Source organism: Saccharothrix coeruleofusca (assembly GCF_017876325.1).
GTDB lineage: Bacteria > Actinomycetota > Actinomycetes > Mycobacteriales > Pseudonocardiaceae > Actinosynnema > Actinosynnema coeruleofuscum.
Map to the genome: position 1 here is coordinate 2,338,729 of NZ_JAGINV010000001.1, position 20,907 is coordinate 2,359,635.

The window sequence follows — 20,907 nt, forward strand, 5'->3', positions numbered from 1 at the left end:
AGGACCGCCATGTCACAGCCGAACTCACACCCGAGGGCCGTCGCCGTCGTCGGCGCGGGCTACGTCGGCCTGACCACGGCCGCCTGCCTGGCCGCCGAAGGGCACCAGGTGACCTGCGTCGACGTGGACGCGGCCAAGGTCGACCGGCTGCGCAGCGGCCAGGTCGGCATCCTCGAACCGGGCCTGCCCGACCTGGTCGCCACCGGCCTGCGCACCGGGCGGCTGAGGTTCACCACGGACCTGGCGGCCGCCGTCACCGGCCAGGTGCCCGCGGAGGTCGTATTCATCTGCGTTCCGACGCCGATGGGCGACGGTGGCGCGGCGAACATGTCCGTCGTGGACGGTGTGGCGGCGGACCTGGAACGGCTGCTGCCGCGGGGCGCGGTGCTGGTGCTCAAGTCGACGGTGCCGGTGGGCACCGCGGCGCGGGTGCGCGGGCTGATCGCGCGCCCGGACGTCGCCGTGGTATCCAACCCGGAGTTCCTCCGGGAGGGCAGCGCCATCGCCGGTTTCCGCGAGCCGGACCGGGTCGTCATCGGTGCGGACGACCCGGCCGCGGCCGAGGTGGTCGCAGGGCTGTACCGGACCACCGACGCGCCCGTCGTGCTGACCGACAACGCCAGCGCCGAGATGATCAAGTACGCCGCCAACGGGTTCCTGGCCACCAAGCTGTCCTACGTGAACATGCTCGCCGAGCTGTGCGAGTCAGTCGGCGCGGACATCGTGAGTGTCACCGCCGGACTGGGCTACGACGCCCGGATCGGCCGTTCGCACCTGGAACCCGGCCCCGGCTGGGGCGGTCCGTGCCTGCCGAAGGACACCTGGGCGCTGCTCACCTTCGGCCGCGAGCAGGGGGTGGCGCTGCCGCTGATCGAGGGCGCGCTGGAGATCAACACCCGTCAGCACCAACGCGTAGCCGACAAGGTGCGGGCCAGCCTCGGCGGTTCGGTCCGCGGCGCCCGCATCGGCGTGTTCGGCCTGACGTTCAAGGCGGGCACCGCGGACTTGCGGGACTCGCCCGCCCTGGCGGTGGCCGAGATCCTGCGCGACGAGGGCGCCGAGCTGAGCCTGTACGACCCGACGGTGCGGCCGGGTGCTCCCGGCCTGGCGGAGGACTGGAATGTGGTGGACGACCCCGGCCTGGCGGTGAAGGGCGCCGCGGCCGTCGTGCTGCTGACCGAGTGGCCGGAGTTCCGCGAGCTGGACTGGGCGCTGCTGGCGCACCTGATGGCGGGCGACATCGTGATCGACGCCCGCAACCTGCTCGACGAGAACCAGTTGCGTGGCCACGGGCTGACCGTGACCGGAGTGGGACGACGGAACCGATGAGCACAAGGGTCACGCGGTTGCCGTTCGGCAGGCGCTACCTCGCAGGCTGGGCGCTCACCACGGCGGGCACCGGCCTGGTGTTCCCGCTCACCGCGGTCTACCTGCGCGAGCAGATGGGCCTGTCGGTGTTCGGCGTATCGCTGTACTTCATGCTGTTCGCCGTGGCGGGCCTGGTGGTCAATCCGGTCGCGGGCGCGTTGTGCGACCGGGTCGGGCCGGGGCGGATCGCGGTGTTGGCCACCGCCTGCCAGGCCGTCGGACCCTTCTTCCTGGTGGCCAGGCAACCCGCCGACCTGAACCTGCTCGCGGCGCTGCTGTCGGGCGCGGGCACTGGGATCTTCTACGCCGTGCAGACACCGATGCTGCTGTCGGTGTTCGGGGCGGACAACCTCGGGCGCGTGCTGGCCGCCAAGTACCGGGTCAGCGCGGGCGCGGTCGGCGCGGGGTCGATCGCGGGCGGCGCGTTGGCCAGTTCACTGGGCACCACGGGCTACCAGTTGAGCTTCGCGGTCAATGGGTTGACGTACCTGGGCTACGGCCTGGTGCTGATCGGGATCGCGCGGGCCCGCCGACGGGACCGCGTCGGGACACCCGGCGAGACGACGGGGGCGTCGCTGGCCGAGGTCGTCGCGCCGTTCACCGACCGCGTGTTCCTCTGGGTCCTGCTGCTCCAAGGGATGCTCGTGGTCTTCGGGCTCGGCCAGGTCGAGTCCGTGCTGCCGATCGTGCTGCGCGACAGCGCACAGCTGACGGTCTCGGGCATCAGCGTCGTGCTGGCGGTCAACTCGATTTCGGTGATCGCCTTGCAGGGACTGGTGGTTCGCGCGGTGGAGCGGATCGGGTACATACCGGCGCTGCGCGCGGCGATCATCTGCTGGTGCGCGAGCCTGGTGCTGCTGGCTGGAGCGGGCGTGGTGTCCGCGGGCTGGGCGCGGCTGCTGCTGGCGGCCGGGTACTCGCTGGTGTTCGCCATCGGTCAGTGCCTGATCGCACCGAGCCTGCAACCGGTGGTGGTGGCCAACGCGCCACCCCATCGGGTCGCGGTCTACTCGTCGTCCACCTCGCTGGTCTACGGAATGGGCAACCTGGCGGCCCCGGCGCTGTGCCTGCCGCTGTTCACCGCGCTGGGCTTCGGCGGTTACCTCGGCCTGCAACTGGCCGGCTACGTGGTCGGAGGTGTCGCGATCGCGGTGATCGCGGCGGGACAGCGTCGCGACAACAGACAGAGCGAGACGAATGCGGCCGGTCAGCGGTCGGCGAGAGGAGTGGTGTGACGATGTCCGGTCAAGGCGGGACGCGACGGCGGGAGACCCTGCTCGTCGTCGGGTCGGGTTACCAGCTCAGCAACGAGCCGATGTTCAACCAGCTCGCCACCGAGGCGGACCTGGTGCTGCTCGACTCGGCGCCGCTGACCTGGCAGCACCGCTGGGTGCGCGACCACGAGGTGTTCGACCCCAACGACGAGGGGGACGCGCTGCGGCTGGCCAAGGTGCTGGCCGGGCGCAACCGGATCGACGCGGTGTGCACGCACACCGAGGGCTCGGTGCTGCTGGCCGCTCGGCTCGCCGAGGCGCTGAGCCTGCCCGGACTGCCGGTGGCCGCGGCCGAGCTGGCTCGCGACAAGCACCGGCAGCGGCAGATGCTGGCGGCCACCGGGCTGTCGCCGACGCGGTCGGTGCTGGTGCACGACCTGGACGCGGCGCGGGCCGCCGCCGCGCAGATCGGCTTCCCGCTGGTGGTCAAGCCGCGCGGGCTGTCCGGCAGTGCCGGGGTGTGCCGGGTGGACGACCCGGCGGACTTCGACGCCGCGTTCCTGGCATCGGTGCACATCGACAAGAAGGGCATGGCCAGCGAAGGCACCCTCATCGAGGAGTACATCGACGGCGAGGAGTTCGCCGTGGACTTCTGGGTGGTCGACGGCGTGGCCACGCCCGTGTCCTGGTACCGCTACGTGATGGGGTACGACCAGCACCCCATCCAGATCGGGTACATCGCGGGCAACGGCGCGCTCACCGAGCCCGCCACCACCGACGGGTTCGAGCTGGCCCGCCGGGCCGTGCTCGCCGCCGGGATGGACCGGACCGTGGCGCACGTCGAGATCAAGCTCAGCTCCCGGGGTCCGCGCGTGATCGAGCTCAACGGCCGTCCGCCCGGGGACATCTCGTCGCTGATCGTGGAGGTGGCCCGCGGCGTGCGGATGGGCGGCCTGCTCGCCGCCGCCGCGCTGGGCCGCGAGCCGGAGCGGCGGGAGGTCCGGGACCACGCGGCCGGTTGCCGCTTCCTCTACCCGCGGGGGCGGCAACGGTTCGACGGCCTGGCCCCAGCACCGGAACTGCGGTCGCGGCCGTGGGTCTACGAGGTCGGCGAGCTGCGCCCGCGCGGCGACATCGTCGCACCGCCGCCGGAGGACCTGTACGGGCGCGTCGGCTACGTGATGGCTACCGGACCCGACGCCGACGAGGTCGCCGACCGGCTGGCGCTGGCCACCCACGAACTGGAAGTCCTCGGTCCCCTGGTCTGAACGCGCTTGAGGACCGCACACACAGAGAGGCAGAGACGCATGGTCGACTGGAGCCCCGAGACCTACGGCCCGCGGTGGAAGAACGTCTACGACGAGGTCGGCTGGCCGCGCCCGGACGCGGCGGTGGAGTTCCTCAGCGCGCGCCGGGGCAGCGGCCGGTGCCTGGAGCTCGGCATCGGCACCGGACGGGTGGCGATCCCGCTCGTGGCACGCGGTGTGCCGCTGGACGGCCTGGACGCGTCGCCGGAGATCGTGGAGGTCATGCGCACCAAGCCCGGCGGCGAGGCGATCGAGGTCACCATCGGCGACATGGCCGACTTCAAGCTCGAGCGCAAGTACTCGCTGATCCTCCTGCTGCTGAACTCCCTGTACGCTTTGCAGACGCAGGAGGATCAGATCCGCTGCTTCGAGTCGGTGGCCGCGCACCTGGAGCCCGGCGGGTTGTTCGTGGTGGAGACGTTCATGCCGGACCCGACCCGGTTCCGGTTCGGCGGCCGCGCGCACGTCTACGAGGTCGGACTGGACCACGTGCGGATCGAGGCGGACACCTTCGACCGGGCCACCCAGCAGATCCTCGAGAACCACATCGAGGTCCGCGAGGACGGGATCAAGCTGTACCCGGCGTTCCTGCGCTACACCTGGCCGTCCGAGATGGACCTGATGGCGCGGATCGCCGGACTGCGGCTGCGGGAGCGCTGGGGCGACTGGGCGAACGTGCCGTTCGACGCGTCGTCGGAGAACCACATCGCCGTCTACGAGAAGCCGGCCTGATGAGCCTGCGGACAGGTGCACCCGTCGCCACCCGGCTGCGCGATCCGGGGCTCCCCCCGGCCGGACCCCGAGTGGGGCGGGTGCACCCCGTGGTATCGCTGGCCGACCGCATCGCGGAGGCGTTCACACCGCTGGGCTTCGAGGTCGTCGACCTGCCGCTGCTGGCCACCGCGGCGGACAACTTCGACGTGCTGGGCTACCCGGCCGACCACCCCACCCGCACGCGGCTGACCTTCAGCCCCGCGGACGGGGTGGTGCTCACCACGCACAGCTCGGCGGGCGTGCCCGCGCTGCTGCGCCGCGCGGCGCCCGGCCCGCTGCGCGCCCTGCTGGTGGGCAGCTGCTTCCGCAATGAGACCGGGTCGGCGTACTCCAACTCCCAGTTCACCCAGGCCGAGGGCGTGGTCGTGCAGCCGGGGCTGGGCCTGCCCGACCTCGCGGGGCTGTTCGACCGGTTGGTGACCGGCTTGTTCGGCGCGGGTCACCGGTGGTGGCTCAAGCGCAGCGACTACCCCTTCACAGCGCCGGGGTTCGCCCTGGACATCGAGTGCCCGGTGTGCGAGGACGGCTGCCCCGAGTGCAGGCAGCGCGGCCGGGTGGAGATCGGTGCCGGGGGAGTGCTGCGCGACGAGGTGCTCACCGCCTGCGGTTACCCGCCCGGTCGGACCACCGCGCTGAGCTTCGGCTGCTCCCTGGAGCGGCTGCTCAGACTCGACTACGGCCTGACCGACATCCGCGAGCTGCTGATCAACGACACGCGCGTGCTGGAGCAGTTCGACTGAGCGCACCGAGGAGGTGATGGTCGTGCGGGTCCCACTGGCATGGCTGGACGACCTGTGCGGCCGCCGTGTCGACCGCTCGCACCTGGCGGGCTGGCTGCGCGCGGCGGGCGCACAGGTCGGCGAGATCGACGACGCCCGCGGGGCGGCGGTGGAGGTGCTGGCGCCCCCTGGCCTGGGGCACTTGACGTCCGTCCTGGGACTGGCCGCGGAGATCCGCGGTCGCCTCGGGCAGGCGGCGGACGAGCGTGCCGCGGGGGCACTGCCCGTCGACCCCCCGGTTCTGCGCGCCGACTTCGCCCTCCTGGTCGAGCCCGCCCCGGCGAGGCTCGCCGCAGCGGCGGTCGTCCTGCCCGGACCGGTCGAGGTTCCCGGTCCGCAGGCGGAGTGGCTGACGGCGGCGGGTGTGCGGCTCACCGGCACCGTGGCCGACGTGCTGGCCTTCGTTCAGCTGGAGACCGGGCAGCCCGTGCACGCGGCCGAGGGCACGCTGGACGGCCTCGCTCTGCGGACGAACGCCGAGGGCGAGGTCGTGGTCGCCGCCGGGGACCAGGTGCTGGCGGTCCCCGGCAAGGGTGCGGCCGAGCTGCCGCGGAACTGCCGGGAGGTGGTCGTCTACTCGTGGTGGTTGCCGCCGGAGGCCATGCGGCAGGTGCTGCGCACCGCGGGCCGGTTGGACGGCACGGGGCAGCGGCTGGCGTGCGGGCTGCCGTCGGCGGGGTGCGACTTGGCGGTGGCCAGGGTCGTCGAACTGGTGACGGCATGGGCGCGGGGTGAGGTCAAGGCGACCGCGGCGGGAGGCGTCACGCCCGCGCCCCGGCCGGTGTTCACGATCGGCGAAGCTGAGCTGCGCGCCATCATCGCCCCGGACGTCGACGTCCGAGCGGCCGCGACCCTGCTCAGCGCCGCGGGCGTGCCCGCCGTGGTGGAGCACGGCGCGCTGCGGGTCAGCCCGCCGTTCTGGCGCGAGGACCTCACCTGCGCCCGGATGGTCGCCGGGGAGGTCGCGCGGCTGCGCGGGTACCGGTCGATCCCGGTCCGCTTGCCCGCGTGGGACCGCGTGCCGTCGGTCGACCCGGCGAGGCAGCTGCGCCGGACGTTGCGCGACGTGGCCGTCCGGTGGGGCTTGCAGCAGGTCACCACCCCGGTGCTGTGGCCGTCGTCGTCGGACCTGCCGTCCATCGACCCCACCGGCGTCGACCCGATGGAAGTGCGCGGCCGCACCGGGTTGAGGAACCTGCGGGTCCGTGATTCCCTGCTGCCCGCCGTGCTGGACGTGGCCACCCGGTCGTTGGAGCACACCGGGGCGGCTCACCACTTCGAGATCGGCCCGGTCCCGCGCTCGGCCCGACCAGGGGACGAGCAGTGGCGCATGACCGCCGTGCTGGGCGGGGCGCTGCTGCCGCCGTCCCTGGTCGACCCGGAGCCACGGGCCGTCACCTTCGCCGACCTGGTCGGGTTGGTGGGCATGCTGGGCGCGGGGCGCGGAGAACCGGAGCTGGTGCCCGCGGAGCGCTCGGTGTTCGATCCGTCCTTCACCGTGCTGGTCGGCGGTGAGCGGGTGGGCCGGGCGGGGGTGTTCGGTCCGCAGCTGTTCTGCGTCGACCTCGATCTGGGGGCGCTGCAAGCGCTGCCGCTGGTGCGGCGGTCTGTGCGGCCGGTGCCGCAGGTCCCGTTGCCCGCGTTCAACGTGACGGTGGACCTCGCGCCCGGCCAGCAGGCGCGGGAGGTGCTGGACCTGGTCGCCGAGGCGGGCATGACTCGGCGGGACCTGGTGCGGGTGCGGGACGTCTACCAGGGTGAGCGGATCGGCCACGGCCGCACCTCCCTCACGATCCGGGCCGAGTTCGACATGGCGGACGCGACGGGCGCCAAGGCGGAGGGGCGCAGACGCCGCGAGGCCGTGCTCGCCGCGGCCAGGGGACGCGGGTGGGACTGCCGCTGACGCGACCGCGGTACGGCTGCGGGAACGGATCAGGAAGCGCGGCACGCACGCTGGGCACGTGAACGAGCAGACGACAGGCGAGGAGCGATCCGGCGGGATGTCGTGGGGATGCGGCGTCCCGCCGCTGAGCGAAGAGGGCATGCGGGTCTACAAGTGGGGCTTGAACGGCGACGGCTTCACCGTGCGCGAAGCGGCCGCGATGCTGCGGGTCCCACTGCCGGAGGCCCGGCGGGTCGTTGACGAGCTGCGCGCGCTGCAGCTGGTCCAGTCGCTGCCGGGGGAACCGGACCGGCTCGTGCCCGCCAACCCCGACCTGGCCGCGGCCGGGGTGCTCGCCCCCATCGAGATCGACATCCTGTCCCGGCAGCGGAGCGTGACGCGACTGAGGGACGCGCTGACCCGGCTGTCACCGCTGTACCAGGCGAGCAGGAGCGGCGCCTCGGTGGAGGAGGTGGTCGACGTCGTGCCGGACGCCCAGTCGGTGCGGTGCCTGCTCAACGAGTGGGCCGTGCGCTGCCGTGCCGAGGTGCTCATGGTGCAACCCGGTGGCGGCCGCAGCGCCGACCAGTTGCGCGAAGCCCACGAGCGGGACCTGCAGATGCTGGAACGCGGTATCCGCATGCGCACCCTCTACCAGCACTCGGCCCGCTTCGACCTGCCCATCAGGGAGCACATCCGCACCTTGCGCGAGGCGGGCGCGGACATCCGCACATGCGAGGTGCTGTTCAGCCATCTGGTCGTCTTCGACGACGAAGTGGCGTTCATCCCCGCGGCCACCGGTTCCGGCGGCGCGGCGGTGATCCGCGGCTCCGCGATGATCGGCTTCCTGCGCGGCGTGTTCGAACACATCTGGACGACCGCGAAGCCGTTCGTCCCCCACCACCTGGACGATCAGGCGGTGACCGATGAGATCAAGCAGACGATCCTGAACATGCTCACCGAAGGCGTCAAGGACGACATCATCGCCCGCCGTCTCGGCCTCTCGGTGCGGACCTGCCGCAAGCACATCGCCCAGCTGATGCGCCAGATGGACGCCCAGAGCCGCTTCCAGTTCGGCTACCTCGCCGGTCGCGGGGGCCTGACCCGCGCAGGCCGGACCCCCGCGTGAGGATCAGCCCGGTCGGCTGGAGCCGTCGGACCGATCCGCTGTCCGGGCCACGCCGACGGCACTGCCGTCGGCGTGGTGGCGGTCGATCCGCACTTGCTTCGTCGCCGTCGACCGATCGAGCCGACATCCCGTGCGCGTCTCACCGCCTGCGCCCTTGTCCGGCCTCGCCCGGTGGCGCGTACCTCCGCCTCGCGCCGTCCGATGAGGACCCCTCGACTGTCCCGCGCCCGCCCACGGCGAGGTGACGGCAGCCGAACCTGGCAGGAGTGCCGGGCGGCACTCGGCCCGCCACACCACCTCGACCCGCCGCGACGAGCACCGTGGAGCCGTGCTTGGGGATCGGCACCTGAACGCAGCGGGTCCGCGCGGCGGAGCAGCGGTGATCGCCTCCCCCGGCTGGTTCCGGGGGAGGCGATCACCGCGCGCGACACCTCTCAGCCAAGCTCCGCCCGAATGGCGGCGCCGGCTTCGGTGGTGGTCAGCGAGCCGCCGAGGTCCGGGGTGCACCGTCGCTGGATCACCGCCCGCGCCACCGCGGAGCGCACCGCGGCCGCCGCGTCCCCGTGGCCGAGCCGTTCGACCATCAGCGCCGCCGAGAGGATGGCGGCGACGGGGTTGGCGCGGTTGAGCCCGGCGATGTCGGGAGCACTGCCGTGGACGGGTTCGTACAGGCCGAAGCCGGTGGTGGGGTTGAGGTTGCCCGATGCGGCTGTGCCGATGCCGCCGCCGAGTTCCGCCGCGAGGTCGCTGAGGATGTCGCCGTAGGAGTTGTTGGTGACGATCACGTCGAAACTGGCGGGGTCGGCCACCAGGAGCATCGCGGCCGCGTCGACGTACAGGTGCCGGGTGGGAGTCCCAGGATGACGACCGCGGTGCTCCGCCCAGCAGCGTTGCCAGAGTCGGCCGCCGTTGGGCACCGCGTTGGACTTGTCGACCATGCAGACTTCGGACCGGGCGATGTCGAACGCGTAGTCGAGCAGGCGGGAGACGCCGGTGTAGGTGTTGACCTCGACGTCGAGGGCGACTTCCTGCGGCGTGGACTGGCGCAGGGAGCCGCCGATACCCGCGTAGAGGCCCTCGCTGTTCTCCCGCACCACGACGCAGTCGATGGCGCCGCGCTTGGTGTCCTTGAGCGGGCTGAGGTGGTCGGCCAGGAGGCTCACCGCGCGGTGGTTGACGTACAGGTCCAGCTCGAAGCGCAGGCGCAGCAGCACTCCTCGCACGTAGTCGGGGGTCGTGACGCGCGGATCGCCGACAGCGCCGAGCAGCGCCGCGTCGCTGCGCTGGATGCGCGCGACGTCGTCGGCGGTCAACGCGGTGCCTGACGCGAGGAAGGTGTCGGCGTTGACGTGCTCGAGGACGTCGAACGTCAACCCCAGGTCGAGTTCGTCGAGCGTGCGGACGGCCTCCTGGATGACCTCCGGCCCGATGCCGTCGCCAGGGAGCACGGCGATGACAGTCATGATTCCCCTCTCAAGTCCGGCCGAACAGCCGCGCTTCGACTTCCCGCCAAACGGCAGGTGGACGGTTGAACGCGATGCGGACGTAGCGGTCACCGCGCGCGCGGTTGTGGAAGAACGGCCTGCCAGGGGCCAGCAGGATGCCGAAGTCCCGCAGCAGCCGTTCGCAGAACGCGGTGCTGTCCTCTGTGGTGAGCGCGTCGATGCGGCCGAACGCGAAGCAACCGCCCTCGATCGTCTCGAAGCCGACGCCGAAGCGCTCGAACAGCGCCACCGCGGTGTCCTTCAGGCAGGCCAGTGCTTCCGCCTGCCGCGCCGCCCAGTCGGGTTGCAGCCCGACGCTGCCGATCGCGGCTTGCAGCGGCGCGGCCGTGCCGTTGGTGGTGACCTCGTGGATCCGGCGCAGGATGCTCGTCCGCTCCGCCTCGGCCCGCAGGTATCCCAGCCGCCAGCCGCTGATCGCGTGGCTCTTGGACAGCGAGCCCACGACGATGCTGCGCTGCCGCAGACCGGGCACGTCCGCGGCCGACAGGTGCCGCCGCGCTCCGAAGACGAGCCCCGCGTACGCCTCGTCGGACACCGCCACGGCGTTCCACCGCTCGCACAGTTCGGCGATCTCGGCCAGCTCCTCGTACCGCAGTGCCCGGCCCGTCGGGTTGCTCGGCGAGTTCAGCAGCACCGCCCTGGTGCGGGGGCCGAAGGCGGCGCGCAGGTCGGCCGGGTCGTAGTGCCAGTCCGGTTCGTGCAGGGGCACGAACCGCGGCACACCCCCGGCCAACGCGATCGTGCCGAGGAAGTTCTCGTAGAACGGCTCGAACACGACGACCTCGTCACCGGGGTCGACCAGCGACTGCAGCGCCACGCACAACCCCTCGGTGGCGCCCGCGGTCACGGTGATCTCGGTCGACGGGTCCGCCGGGGAGTTCAGCGATGAGGCGATCCGCTCCCGCAGGGCCTGCTCGCCCAGCGGAAGCTCGTACTGGTTGCGCCCGGTCTTCAAGGCGGTGATCGCCGCGCCCACCGCTGTGCCGGGCGTTTCGGGGAACTGCGGGGTGCCCACGGCGAGGTTGACGACGTCACTCCGGCTCGACCGCAGCAACTTGGCCAGTTCGCTGTCGCGCAGTCCGCGGGCGCGCTGCGCGGTGTGGCCCGCCACGCCGTCCATGCGGACGCGGCCCGCTCCGGGGGCTGCCCGCACCTCGGTGGTCATGACGCGCCCCGCCCGGACAGGCACCCCGGCCGCAGCGACGGCAGCCACGGCTTGCGCCCGCGCTCGTACCGGCTGATGTCCTCGTCCTGCTGCTCGGTCAGCGCGATGTCGTCCAGGCCGTTGAGCAGCAGGTACCGGGCGTGGCTGTCAACGTCGAACCGGCGCCGCAGCTCCCCGGCGCGCACCTCGCACTCCTCCAGGTCGACGGTGACCGGCAGGTCCGGGTCGGTCTCCGCTGCCTTCGACAGCGCGGCCACGTCCGCCTCCGGCAGGCTGATCGCCAGCAGGCCGTTCTTCAAGGCGTTGCGGCGGAAGATGTCACCGAAGCTGATGGCGATGACGGCCACGAACCCCCAGTCGCGCAACGCCCACACGGCGTGCTCCCTGGAACTGCCCGTGCCGAAGTTGTTCCCGGCCACCAGCACGCTGGCGTCCCGCAGGTGCGGTTGGTCCAGCGGGAACCCCGGCTGGCCCCGCCACCCCGCGAACAGCGCGTCCTCGTAGCCGTGCTTGGTTAGCCGCTTGCAGAACTGCGCCGGGGTGATCTGATCGGTGTCCACGTCGTCCCGCGCGAGCACGACGGCTCGTCCGGTGTGGACGGTCAACGGCGGGGGTGTCACCGGTCGCCTCCGATCAGGTCCCGCGGCGAGGCGAGGTGCCCGGCCACCGCCGTGGCCGCCGCGGTCGACGGCGACACCAAGTGGGTCCGGGCGTGGTCGCCCTGCCTGCGCTCGTAGTTGCGGTTGGACGTGGACGCCACGCGGGCGGGGCCGCCGAGCCGGTCGTTGTTCATGCCGAGGCACATCGAGCACCCGGCCAGCCGCCACTGCGCGCCCGCCGCGGTGAACACCTCGTCCAGGCCCTCCCGCTCGGCCTGGGCGCGGACCTGCATGGAGCCCGGAACGACGATCATCCGCACACCGGGGGCGACCTTGCGGCCGTCGAGCACGGCCGCCGCCGCCCGCAGGTCCTCGATCCGGCCGTTGGTGCAGGACCCCAGGAACACCGTGTCGATCGGGATGTCGCGCATCCTCGTGCCGGGCTCGAGACCCATGTAGGCCAGCGCGCGCCGGGCGGCGGCCTGCTCGCCGGGCTCGCTGAACGAGTCCGGGTCGGGCACCACACCGTCGCCGAGCGGCGCTGCCTGACCGGGGTTGGTGCCCCACGTGACGAAGGGTGTCAGCTCGGACGTGTCGACCACGACGGTCCGGTCGAACCTCGCGCCTTCGTCGGTGCGCAGCTCCCGCCACGCGGCCACGGCGTCGTCCCACTGCGCCCCGGTGGGCGCGGCCGGGCGTCCGGCCAGGTAGTCCTCGGTGATCTCGTCGGGCGCGACCAGTCCGGCGCGGGCACCGGCCTCCACGGTCATGTTGCAGATGGACATCCGGCCCTCCATGGAGATCTGCCGGATGACCGGGCCGCGGTACTCCAGGACGTGGCCGTGCGCGCCGTTCGCCCCGATCTGCGCGATCAGCGCCATGACGAGGTCCTTGGGGGAGACGTCCGGCGGCAGCGCGCCGGTGAACTCCACGGCCATGGTCCGCGGCCGGGCCAGTGACAGCGTCTGGGTGGCCAGCACGTGCTCGACGTCGCTGGTGCCGACGCCGAACGCCAACGCCCCCAGCGCGCCGTGGGTCGAGGTGTGGCTGTCGCCGCACACCACGGTCATCCCCGGTTGCACGAGACCCAGCTCCGGCGCGACGACGTGCACGACGCCCTGCCTGCCGTCACCGTGCGCGAGGTGCTCGATGCCGTGCCGCTCGCAGTTCGCGCGCAGCTGCTGCACCTGGGCCTTGCTCATCGCGTCGCGGATCAGCAGGCTGTCGGTCGGGACGTTGTGGTCCTCCACCGCCAGGGTGAGGTCCGGTCTGCGCACCGCCCTGCCCTGGTGCTCGATGCCGTCGAACGCCTGCGGTGACGTCACCTCGTGCACCAGGTGCAGGTCGATGTAGAGCAGGTCGCTCGCATCGCCGGAGCGCACCACGTGGTCGTCCCAGACCTTGTCGATGATGGTGCGGGGCGCGGACATCAGGAGTCCGCCGTCGCCAGGAGGGTGGAGCTGAGGACTCGGGCCAGTTCGGTGGTGGAGATGTACTCGCCGTCGGCCTGGCCCGCGATGTGCTCCTCGTAGAACTTCTGGCCCAGCTCGGGGTCCCACGGCATGCCCAGCTCGTCGAACACGTGGCGCAGCACCGCCCTGCCGGAATGCCTGCCGACCAGGATTCGCCGCTCTCGGCCGAACCGCTCCGGCTCGACGTACTCGTAGGTGATCGGGTTGCGCAGCATGCCCGCCTGGTGGATGCCCGCGAGCGTGCTGAAGACGTTGTCGCCGAAGATCGGCTTGTTGCGCGGCGGAGCCATGCCGATCCTGTCGGACAGCAGTTGGAACACCTCGTACAGGCGGGAGGTCTCCAGCGTGGTGTGCGCCCCGAACCGGTGGCCCTTGTAGGTCAGGACCGCCGCCAGCTCCTCCAGCGGGGTGTTGCCCGCCCGCTCACCGATCCCGGCGACCGTCGCCTGCACCTCGTCGGCGCCCGCCTCGATCCCGGCCAGCGCGTTGGCCAGCGACAGGCCCATGTCGTCGTGGCAGTGCGTGGCCAGCACGATCTCGTCGGGGATCCAGGAGCGGACCTTCGCGATCATCTCCCCGAACTCCGACGGCACCATGTGGCCGGTCGTGTCGGCGAGCAGCACGGTCGTGGCGCCTTCGGCCAGACCGGTGTCCACCAGGGCGTGCAGCAGGTCGTCCGAACCGCGGCTGGCGTCCTCGACACCGAGCGAGATGTCCCGCAGCCCCAGTGAACGCGCGAACCTGATGGCGTCCCTGGTCTCCGCGAGGTTCTGCTCACGCGTGATACCCCGCTTGTGCTCCATGTGCAGCTCGCTGCCGGTCACCAGGATCTCCACCTGGTGGCGCTCGGTGCCGCCGCCCGCCACGGCCGCCTCGATGTCCGCGCGGTTGGCGCGGGTCAGCGAGCAGAACCGGGCGGTGGTCAGCGCCTGGGACACCATCTGCAGCGCGGCGAAGTCGCTGGGGCTGGAGTTGGGGAACCCGACCTCGATCACGTCGACGCCCAGCGCCTCGATGGCCAGCGCCAGCTCCAGCTTGGTGTGAGCGGACATGGCGTTGCCCGGTGCCTGCTCGCCGTCGCGCAGCGTGGTGTCGAAGATCGAGATCCGGCGCGAACCCTGCTCATCGTTGGAACCCATCACCACTCCTGACTCGTGTTCGTTTCCGGGCGTCTCATGCGGACTGGCGCGAGGCGCTGGGGCACTGGGATGAGTGCACTCCGGAGCACCGCGACCGGGAAAGTCGCACGAACCGTGACTTGACAACCGGTTCGGCCCAGTGCTGTCGCCACGGCGGGCGCGGACCGGGGGCGAGGGGAGTGGGCGTGTCGGAGCTCACGGTGGCGTACCGCCTTCGGCACCACGGAGTGGGAGCGAGCCTCGGTCACCGGGCGCTGGTCCCGTGGGATCGGGGAGAAGCCCAGCGTCCCGACCGAGGTGGAGACGGTGTTCCGCCAGGGACGCCCGCCGGAAGCGCGACGAGGTGGCCGACCGCTCGGCGGCGTCGATCGCGGGAGACGTCCACCGCGCAGTCGGCCGCACCCGGCCGGGCGGAACACCCGGCCCTCGCCACGTCGGGCACGGGTGTCGCGCCCAAGCGGTCGTCAGCGGGTGCTGTCGATGGTGGTCCGGTCGACGGTCCAGGCGCGCGCCTGCTCGCTGAGGGTGATGCCCAGTCCGGGGCGGTCCGACAGGTGCATCCGCCCGCGCGCTTGGCGTAGCTGAAGCCCACCCCCCCTCCAGGCCCGCCTCGGTGCGGATCTCGGCGAACGGGAAGGCGACCCCGAAATACTTCACTGTCCGAAGTAAATCTGCCATGCTCGGTCCCGTCGGCGTCGCCCGGTCCCGCGCTCCTCTCGGGACCGTCGCGAAACCGGGTGAAGCAAGCGCTCCGCCTCCATTCAACGACGAAGGAGCCCGCATGGCCGTGTTTGTCAACCGTCGTACCGTCCTGGCAGCAGGCGCGGGTGCGGCCGCCGGTCTGGCGCTGCCCGCCATCACCGCCAACGCCGACACCCGCCCGACCGGCAAGGTGAGGTTCATCCTGAACGCGGTGACCCTCGACGGCGGCGAGCAGGTCACCTCCGTCACCCTCGAGACGTCCCGGATCGGACCGATCGACCCGGCGAGCCTGACGACGGGCACGTTCAGCGTGCGCGCCAAGGCAACCAGTCCGATCGACACCGACGGGCAGGCCGTGGGCTACGACCTCGACCGGCCGGTGACCGCCGCCCGGCTCGACCGCCACGGCAACGTCGTGCTCTCGCTGAGCCACGGCGAGGGCCAACCCGGCGGCGGCACCCTCGGCTACATCGGCAGCAAGGGCCGCAACGTCCGGCTCGACCTCGCCTACACCATCACGCAGAACGCCCCGATCGCCCTGCGCCGCGGCGCGCCGGTCACCATCTCGCGCTTCAGCCAGGGCGAGCTGGTCAACCCCGAGGTCGACGCGTTCAGCCACCACGTCTCCGGCTCGGGTATGAAGTACCGGCTGTACTCACCCGGCCCCTCCGCCCGGCGCGGCAGGCGCCCCCTGATCGTCTGGCTGCACGGCGGGGGCGAGGGCGCGTCCCTGCCGGACGACTACTACGACAACGAGACGACGCTGCGCGCCAACCGCGGCGCGTTGGGCTTCGCCACCGACGAGGCGCAGCGGATCTTCGACGGCGCCCACGTGGTCGCTCCGCAGAGCACCTCCGCCTGGATGCAGGACGGTCCCCGCTTCGCCCCGCTCATCCACGAGATCATCCGCGAGGTCGTCCGGAAGCGCTCGGTCGACCCCCGGCGCATCTACGTGGTCGGTTGCAGCAACGGTGGCTACATGGCCTTGAAGATGACCACGGTCTACCCCGCCGTGTTCGCCGCGTCCGTGCCCATCTGCGGCGTCGTGGCTCCCCGGCAGGCGGGCGACCCGCCGCTGATCCCCGACGCCGAGCTGACGGGCATCAGCACTCCCACCTGGCTGGTGACCTCCCGTGACGACACGACGATCGACCCGCAGGCCAACACCGTCCACGCGCACGACCTCATCCCCGGTTCGCTGATGACGCTCTACGACAACGTCGTGTGGAACGGCTACCAGTTCCCAGGGCACTGGTCGTGGATCTACGTGGCCCGCAATGACCCGAGCATCCGCGGAACCCGCGTCTGGCAGTGGATGGCCCACCAACGACGCTGACCGAACGGCCGCGGCGCCTCCGGCGAAAGCACGAATCGCCGGAGGCGTCCGCAGGTCGACGCCGGTTCAACGACCCGCTGAGCCTGCCGGGGAGGGCCGAACGGCGTCACCCCGCCGCGCCTCGGCGCGGCCCCACCCGGCCGTCCCGCCTGCCACGACGCGGCCCGGCGGGCGGGCGTCCGCTACCGGTGCCGCCGGGGCGGCGGGTTCGCGGCGCGGGCGCGGCGGTGCAGGGGGCGGGGCGGGACCAGGTGGAGTCGATCATGCCGGGGAACCTAGCGGTGGGGTACGACAAAAAGCTCCGCCCACTGCTCGGCGGTCAGGTCGCGGGGCAGGGCGCGCTCGGTGATGCCGTGCCGCCGCGACCACTCCGCCGCGACCACTCCGCCGCGACCACTCCGCCGCGACCACTCCGCCGCGACCACTCCGCCGCGGGCACCGCCGGTGCAGCGCGAAGTCGTAGCAGGGCCACCACTGGGCGGCCATCAGGGTCGCCCCGCCCACGCCCGCGCGACGGCGGGCGACCTCCCACCGCACCAGCAGGACCGCGTCCGTCCAGTGCCCGGAGTGGAGGATCCGGCGGAGCAGGGACGTGGTCAGGTGGAACGGCAGGTTGCCCGCCGGCACGTGCGGTGCGCGCGGCAGCGGGAAGCACAGGAAGTCGGCGTGCACGACCGTCGTGCCCGCCCCGACCCTGGATCGCAGGGCGGCGGCCGGGGTGTCGCAGTCGCCGAACGACCCCGGTGCACGGGCTCCCGGTCCACGAGGGAACCCGTGCACCTCCGGGACGGCGCTGTCGATCAGGGAGTGGTCAGGTCGAACCTGCGCACGGTGACCGAGCCGCCCAGGGCCTGCGTGGCGTGGTTGAAGATGCCGAAGCGGTAGCCCATGAAGAACTGCCAGGTGTTGTTCAGGGTGAAGGCGGGGCCGAGCGGGTTGAAGGTGACGCCGTCGGTGCTGTAGGAGAAGCGGGCGACGCGGTTGGAGCCGGGGCGGATGTCGGCGTTGACCCGCAGCCAGATCCGGTCGCCGCTGATCGTGGCGCTCGCGGCCTCGGTGCCGGTGCTGGTGGTGCGCCAGTTGCCGTCCATGGCCAACCCGGTGGTCATGGACACGCGGGTGCGACCGCTGTCGCGCCTGACGCCGATCCAGGCCGAGGACTGGCGCAGCATGGCCAGGCCGGACCGGTCGCCGTCGCGCATCGCGCTGTGGTCCAGTTCGACGGTGGCGGTGGACGTCGGTCCCTGGATGCGGTGGGTCAGGGTGTTGCGGGCGGCATAGAGGTCGTCGGTGACCGTGGCGGTCTGCAACCTCAGCCCGTTGTCCACCGAGTACCGGGAGGTGTCGGGGTCGTGGTTCCACTCCCACTGCGGCCCCAGGGCGGGACCGGTGAAGGTGTCGGCCCCGGTGAGGGGTTTGACCGGGCGGGCCGGCAGCGGCGAGGGGTAGTTCACGCCCCACCGGCCGCCGACCGTCTGGAGGGTCGGCCAGCCGTCCGCTGTCCAGGTGATCGGAGCGAGCGCGGGAACCCGGCCACCGGGGTAGGCGTCGACGAAGGACATGTAGTGCCAGGAGCCGTTCTGGGTCTGCACCAGGCCGCCTTGGTGAGGCACGCCGCCGCCGGTGATCGGGCCGGGCAGGTCGAGCAGCACCTGCCGCAGGGTGTACGGGCCGAACGGGTTGTCCGCCTTGAGGACGTACTGGCCGTTCGCGGGGCGGGTCAGCCAGATGTAGTAGCTGCCGTTGCGCTTGTAGAACCGCGCTCCCTCCAGCGTCCCGATGTTCGACGGGGTCTGGAACACCTGCTGCGCACGCACCTGGCTGCGGCCGTCGGCTGAGAGCTGGGCGACGCTGATGGTGCCGTTGCCGTAGGCGACGTACATCGTGTCGTTGTCGTCGATGAGCATGCCCGCGTCGTAGTAGCAGTTGTCGATCCGGGCGTGCCGGTTCCACGGTCCTTCGACGCTGGAAGCCGTGTACACGTAGGTGTCGTTGAAGTCGATGCACCCGGCCCAGTAGTAGGTGCGGTTGTTCGGCCGGTACTGCAGCGTCGAAGCCCAGATGCCGTTGACGTACGCGCGCTGCCCGTTGGTCAGGTCGTACTTGGTGCCGAAGTCCAGTGACGGCACGGAATGACCGGCGAACTCCCAGTTGACCAGGTCGTAGGAGCGCAGGATCGGCGCACCGGGGGAGTAGTGCATCGTCGAGGCGGTCATGTAGTACACGTCCCCGACGCGGATGACTTCGACGTCGGCGAAGTCCTGCCATACCACCGGGTTGGTGTACTGGTCAGCGGGCGTTTGCGGAGTCGTGGTGGTGGGGTCGGTCCCGCCACCGACGCGGACGAGTTGCCACTGCTGGTTTGCGCCGCCCCAGTCGCTGTACTGGACGATGTTCGCTCCGTCGTCGGTGGCGGCGTTCTGGACTTCGACGGCCTTGCCGCTGTTGCGGTTGATCAGCCGGACGTGGCCGCCGTCGGAGTCGGCCAGGCGGAACTGCTGGTTGCTGGTGTTGTTGTCGGTCCACTGCACGACGGCGCCGCCGTCGGCGGTGGAGAAGTTGTGGACGTCCAGCACCTTGCCCGAGTGGCGGGACTTGAGGCGGTAGTAGCCGTCTCCGGAGTCGACGAACTGCCACTGCTGCTGGTTGCCGCCGTTGCGGGTCCACTGGGTGATCCGCGCGCCGTCGCTGGTGGCCAGGTTGTAGACGTCCAGCGCCTTGCCGCTGTTGCGGTTGACCAGCGCGTACCACGCCGCCGTGTCCACGGTCGCCGCCGACGCGGTGGTCGCGCCGAGCGCGGTCACCAGGCCGCCCAGCAGCACGGTGACAACAGCGGCGGCGGCGCAGGCCAGGCGGCGCCTGCGGGCCCGCGCAACGGTGGTGGGTGGTGACACGGGCATGGGGGGCTCCTCTTCGTCGAGGTGGATGCTGTGGAAGCGGTGCCGAGTCAACCGACGCGGACGAGTTGCCACTGCTGGTTTGCGCCGCCCCAATCGCTGTACTGGACGATGTTCGCTCCGTCGTCGGTGGCGGCGTTCTGGACTTCGACGGCCTTGCCGCTGTTGCGGTTGACCAATCGGACGTAGCCGCTCGCGTCGATCACGCGGAACTGCTGGTTGGTGCCGTTGCCGTCGGTCCACTGCACGACGTTGGCGCCGTCGGCGGTGGAGAAGTTGTAGACGTCCAGCACCTTGCCCGAGTGGCGGGACTTGAGGCGGTAGTAGCCGTCTCCGGAGTCGACGAACTGCCACTGCTGCTGGTTGCCGCCGTTGCGGGTCCACTGGGTGATCCGCGCGCCGTCACTGGTGGCCAGGTTGTAGACGTCCAGCGCCTTGCCGCTGTTGCGGTTGACCAGCGTGTACCACGCGCTCGTGTCCACGATCCCGCCGGGCTGCCCGGAACCGGCGTTGAGGGCGTTGAGGACGGAGGTGTAGGCGGCTTTCTTGTTGCCGGAGTTGTCGAACAGCAGGGGGTTCTGGCCGGTGCGCCAGGAGTCGCTGTCGCGGATACCCCAGACCGTGATGCCGGTGCAGCGGGCCACGGCCAGGCAGGCGCGGGTGACGGCGGCGTAGGCGTTGGCCTGGTTGGAGCCGGAGATGTCCAACTCGGTGATCTGCACGTCGACGCCGAGGTCGGCGAAGCGCTGGAGGTTGGCCTGGTAGTCACCGGGGGCGGAGTTGGTCAGGTGGGACTGGAAGCCCACGCAGTCGATGGGCACGCCGCGGGCTTTGAAGTCGCGCACCATCGTGTAGATGCCGGTGGACTTGGCGTTGACGCCGTCGGTGTTGTAGTCGTTGTAGCACAGCTTCGCGCCGGGGTCGGCGGCCCGCGCGGCGCGGAAGGCGGCCTCGATCCAGTCGTTGCCCGTGCGCTGCAGGTTGGAGTCCCGGCGCGCACCGGAGTTGCCGTCGGCGAAAGCCTCGTTGACCACGTCCCAGGCGTAGATCTTGCCCCGGTAGTAGGAGGCGACGCGGGTGACGTGGTTGAGCATCGCCTGGCGCAGCGCCGAGCCCTCCATGCGCTGCATCCAGCCGGGCTGTTGCTGGTGCCAGGTCAGGGTGTGACCGCGGACCTTCATGCCGCGGCCGAGGGCGTGGTTGACGATCCGGTCGCCGTTGCCGAAGGTGAACTGGCCCTGGTTGGGCTCGGTGGCGTCCATCTTCATCTCGTTCTCGGCGGTGATCGAGGTGAACTCGCGGTTGAGGATGCCCACGTAAGTCGAGTCACCCAGCTTCCCCGCGGCGACCGCGGCCCCGAAGTAGCGGCCCTTCTCCGCCGCGGAGGCGCCCAAGGTCGTGCCTGCCAGGGCCAGCCCGTCGAACAGCGCCACCATCAGGGCGGCGACGAGTCCCGCGACGAGCAGCAACGCCGTTGTTCTCGGCCGGCGCGGAAGCGTCGGACGAATGACCGCTCGTGTCGAATGGTTCATCACGTGTCCTCACGGATCAGAACACCGCGTGTTTCGTTCCTGCGGTGACAGGGATTGGTTCGCATCTGCCCAACTTCTTGTTAGCGCTAACAATTTTGCGTGTGATG

General features: G+C 71.4%; 15 protein-coding genes and 3 pseudogenes. 8 read left to right on the plus strand and 10 right to left on the minus strand.

The window, feature by feature from the left end; translation table 11 throughout:
• Positions 1-9 precede the first annotated feature (9 nt).
• From JOF41_RS10865 to JOF41_RS38220, 7 genes are read left to right on the plus strand one after another with little or no spacing between them, the layout of a single operon-like run.
• The gene (locus tag JOF41_RS10865) at positions 10-1,329 is read left to right on the plus strand and encodes a UDP-glucose dehydrogenase family protein (RefSeq protein WP_189226420.1); all 1,320 of its coding nucleotides are present in this window, start codon (positions 10-12) and stop codon (positions 1,327-1,329) included.
• Positions 1,326-2,603 (plus strand): MFS transporter, encoded by a 1,278-nt coding sequence (locus JOF41_RS10870; protein WP_189226419.1) that lies wholly within the window; start codon positions 1,326-1,328, stop codon positions 2,601-2,603. Before JOF41_RS10865 ends, JOF41_RS10870 begins: the two co-directional genes overlap by 4 nt.
• Before the next feature lie 2 nt (positions 2,604-2,605).
• Positions 2,606-3,850, plus strand: coding sequence for an ATP-grasp domain-containing protein (locus JOF41_RS10875; protein ID WP_189226418.1), 1,245 nt, complete (start codon positions 2,606-2,608; stop codon positions 3,848-3,850).
• 39 nt (positions 3,851-3,889) lie between these two features.
• Positions 3,890-4,621, plus strand: coding sequence for a methyltransferase domain-containing protein (locus JOF41_RS10880; protein ID WP_189226417.1), 732 nt, complete (start codon positions 3,890-3,892; stop codon positions 4,619-4,621).
• Positions 4,621-5,403 (plus strand): tRNA ligase subunit PheS family protein, encoded by a 783-nt coding sequence (locus JOF41_RS10885; RefSeq protein WP_189226416.1) that lies wholly within the window; start codon positions 4,621-4,623, stop codon positions 5,401-5,403. Before JOF41_RS10880 ends, JOF41_RS10885 begins: the two co-directional genes overlap by 1 nt.
• 22 nt (positions 5,404-5,425) lie before the next feature.
• Positions 5,426-7,345 (plus strand): phenylalanine--tRNA ligase subunit beta, encoded by a 1,920-nt coding sequence (locus tag JOF41_RS38215; RefSeq protein WP_189226415.1) that lies wholly within the window; start codon positions 5,426-5,428, stop codon positions 7,343-7,345.
• A gap of 58 nt (positions 7,346-7,403) precedes the next feature.
• Positions 7,404-8,453, plus strand: coding sequence for a helix-turn-helix transcriptional regulator (locus JOF41_RS38220; RefSeq protein ID WP_209618253.1), 1,050 nt, complete (start codon positions 7,404-7,406; stop codon positions 8,451-8,453).
• A gap of 434 nt (positions 8,454-8,887) precedes the next feature.
• Here JOF41_RS38220 and JOF41_RS10900 read toward each other — a convergent pair whose 3' ends face one another.
• Genes JOF41_RS10900 through JOF41_RS10920 form a run of 5 tightly spaced genes read right to left on the minus strand, consistent with a single transcriptional unit; the run spans position 8,888 to position 14,333 of the window.
• Positions 8,888-9,916, minus strand: coding sequence for an isocitrate/isopropylmalate dehydrogenase family protein (locus JOF41_RS10900; RefSeq protein WP_189226413.1), 1,029 nt, complete (start codon positions 9,914-9,916; stop codon positions 8,888-8,890).
• A 10-nt stretch (positions 9,917-9,926) separates the two neighbouring features.
• Positions 9,927-11,123 (minus strand): pyridoxal phosphate-dependent aminotransferase, encoded by a 1,197-nt coding sequence (locus JOF41_RS10905; RefSeq protein WP_209618255.1) that lies wholly within the window; start codon positions 11,121-11,123, stop codon positions 9,927-9,929.
• Complete coding sequence (leuD, locus tag JOF41_RS10910; protein WP_209618258.1) at positions 11,120-11,728, minus strand: 3-isopropylmalate dehydratase small subunit; 609 nt, start codon at positions 11,726-11,728, stop codon at positions 11,120-11,122. Before leuD ends, JOF41_RS10905 begins: the two co-directional genes overlap by 4 nt.
• Positions 11,729-11,739: 11 nt before the next feature.
• Entirely contained in the window at positions 11,740-13,152 is a 1,413-nt protein-coding gene (leuC, locus tag JOF41_RS10915) for a 3-isopropylmalate dehydratase large subunit (protein WP_189226411.1), read from the minus strand.
• Positions 13,152-14,333 (minus strand): LeuA family protein, encoded by a 1,182-nt coding sequence (locus tag JOF41_RS10920; protein WP_189226410.1) that lies wholly within the window; start codon positions 14,331-14,333, stop codon positions 13,152-13,154. The genes leuC and JOF41_RS10920 overlap by 1 nt, the downstream gene beginning before the upstream one ends.
• A 781-nt stretch (positions 14,334-15,114) precedes the next feature.
• On the opposite strand from JOF41_RS10920, the gene JOF41_RS10925 reads away from it, so the two are divergent.
• Complete coding sequence (locus JOF41_RS10925) at positions 15,115-16,371, plus strand: PHB depolymerase family esterase (protein ID WP_209618261.1); 1,257 nt, start codon at positions 15,115-15,117, stop codon at positions 16,369-16,371.
• Between the two features lie 106 nt (positions 16,372-16,477).
• Here the strand turns inward: JOF41_RS10925 and JOF41_RS10930 are convergent, their stop codons facing one another.
• The 5 genes and pseudogenes from JOF41_RS10930 to JOF41_RS38590 all read right to left on the minus strand — a co-directional run.
• Complete coding sequence (locus JOF41_RS10930; RefSeq protein ID WP_189226408.1) at positions 16,478-16,636, minus strand: hypothetical protein; 159 nt, start codon at positions 16,634-16,636, stop codon at positions 16,478-16,480.
• A 10-nt stretch (positions 16,637-16,646) separates the two neighbouring features.
• A pseudogene (locus JOF41_RS38580) lies at positions 16,647-17,046 on the minus strand (class I SAM-dependent methyltransferase); the annotation flags it as partial.
• Between the two features lie 125 nt (positions 17,047-17,171).
• A complete protein-coding gene (locus JOF41_RS38225) occupies positions 17,172-19,271 on the minus strand; it encodes a family 43 glycosylhydrolase (protein ID WP_209618264.1) in 2,100 nt (699 codons plus the stop codon).
• A gap of 50 nt (positions 19,272-19,321) precedes the next feature.
• A pseudogene (locus JOF41_RS38585) lies at positions 19,322-19,753 on the minus strand (RICIN domain-containing protein); the annotation flags it as partial.
• 93 nt (positions 19,754-19,846) lie between these two features.
• Positions 19,847-20,800 (minus strand): annotated as a pseudogene (locus JOF41_RS38590) (glycoside hydrolase family 10 protein); the annotation flags it as partial.
• Positions 20,801-20,907 lie beyond the last annotated feature (107 nt).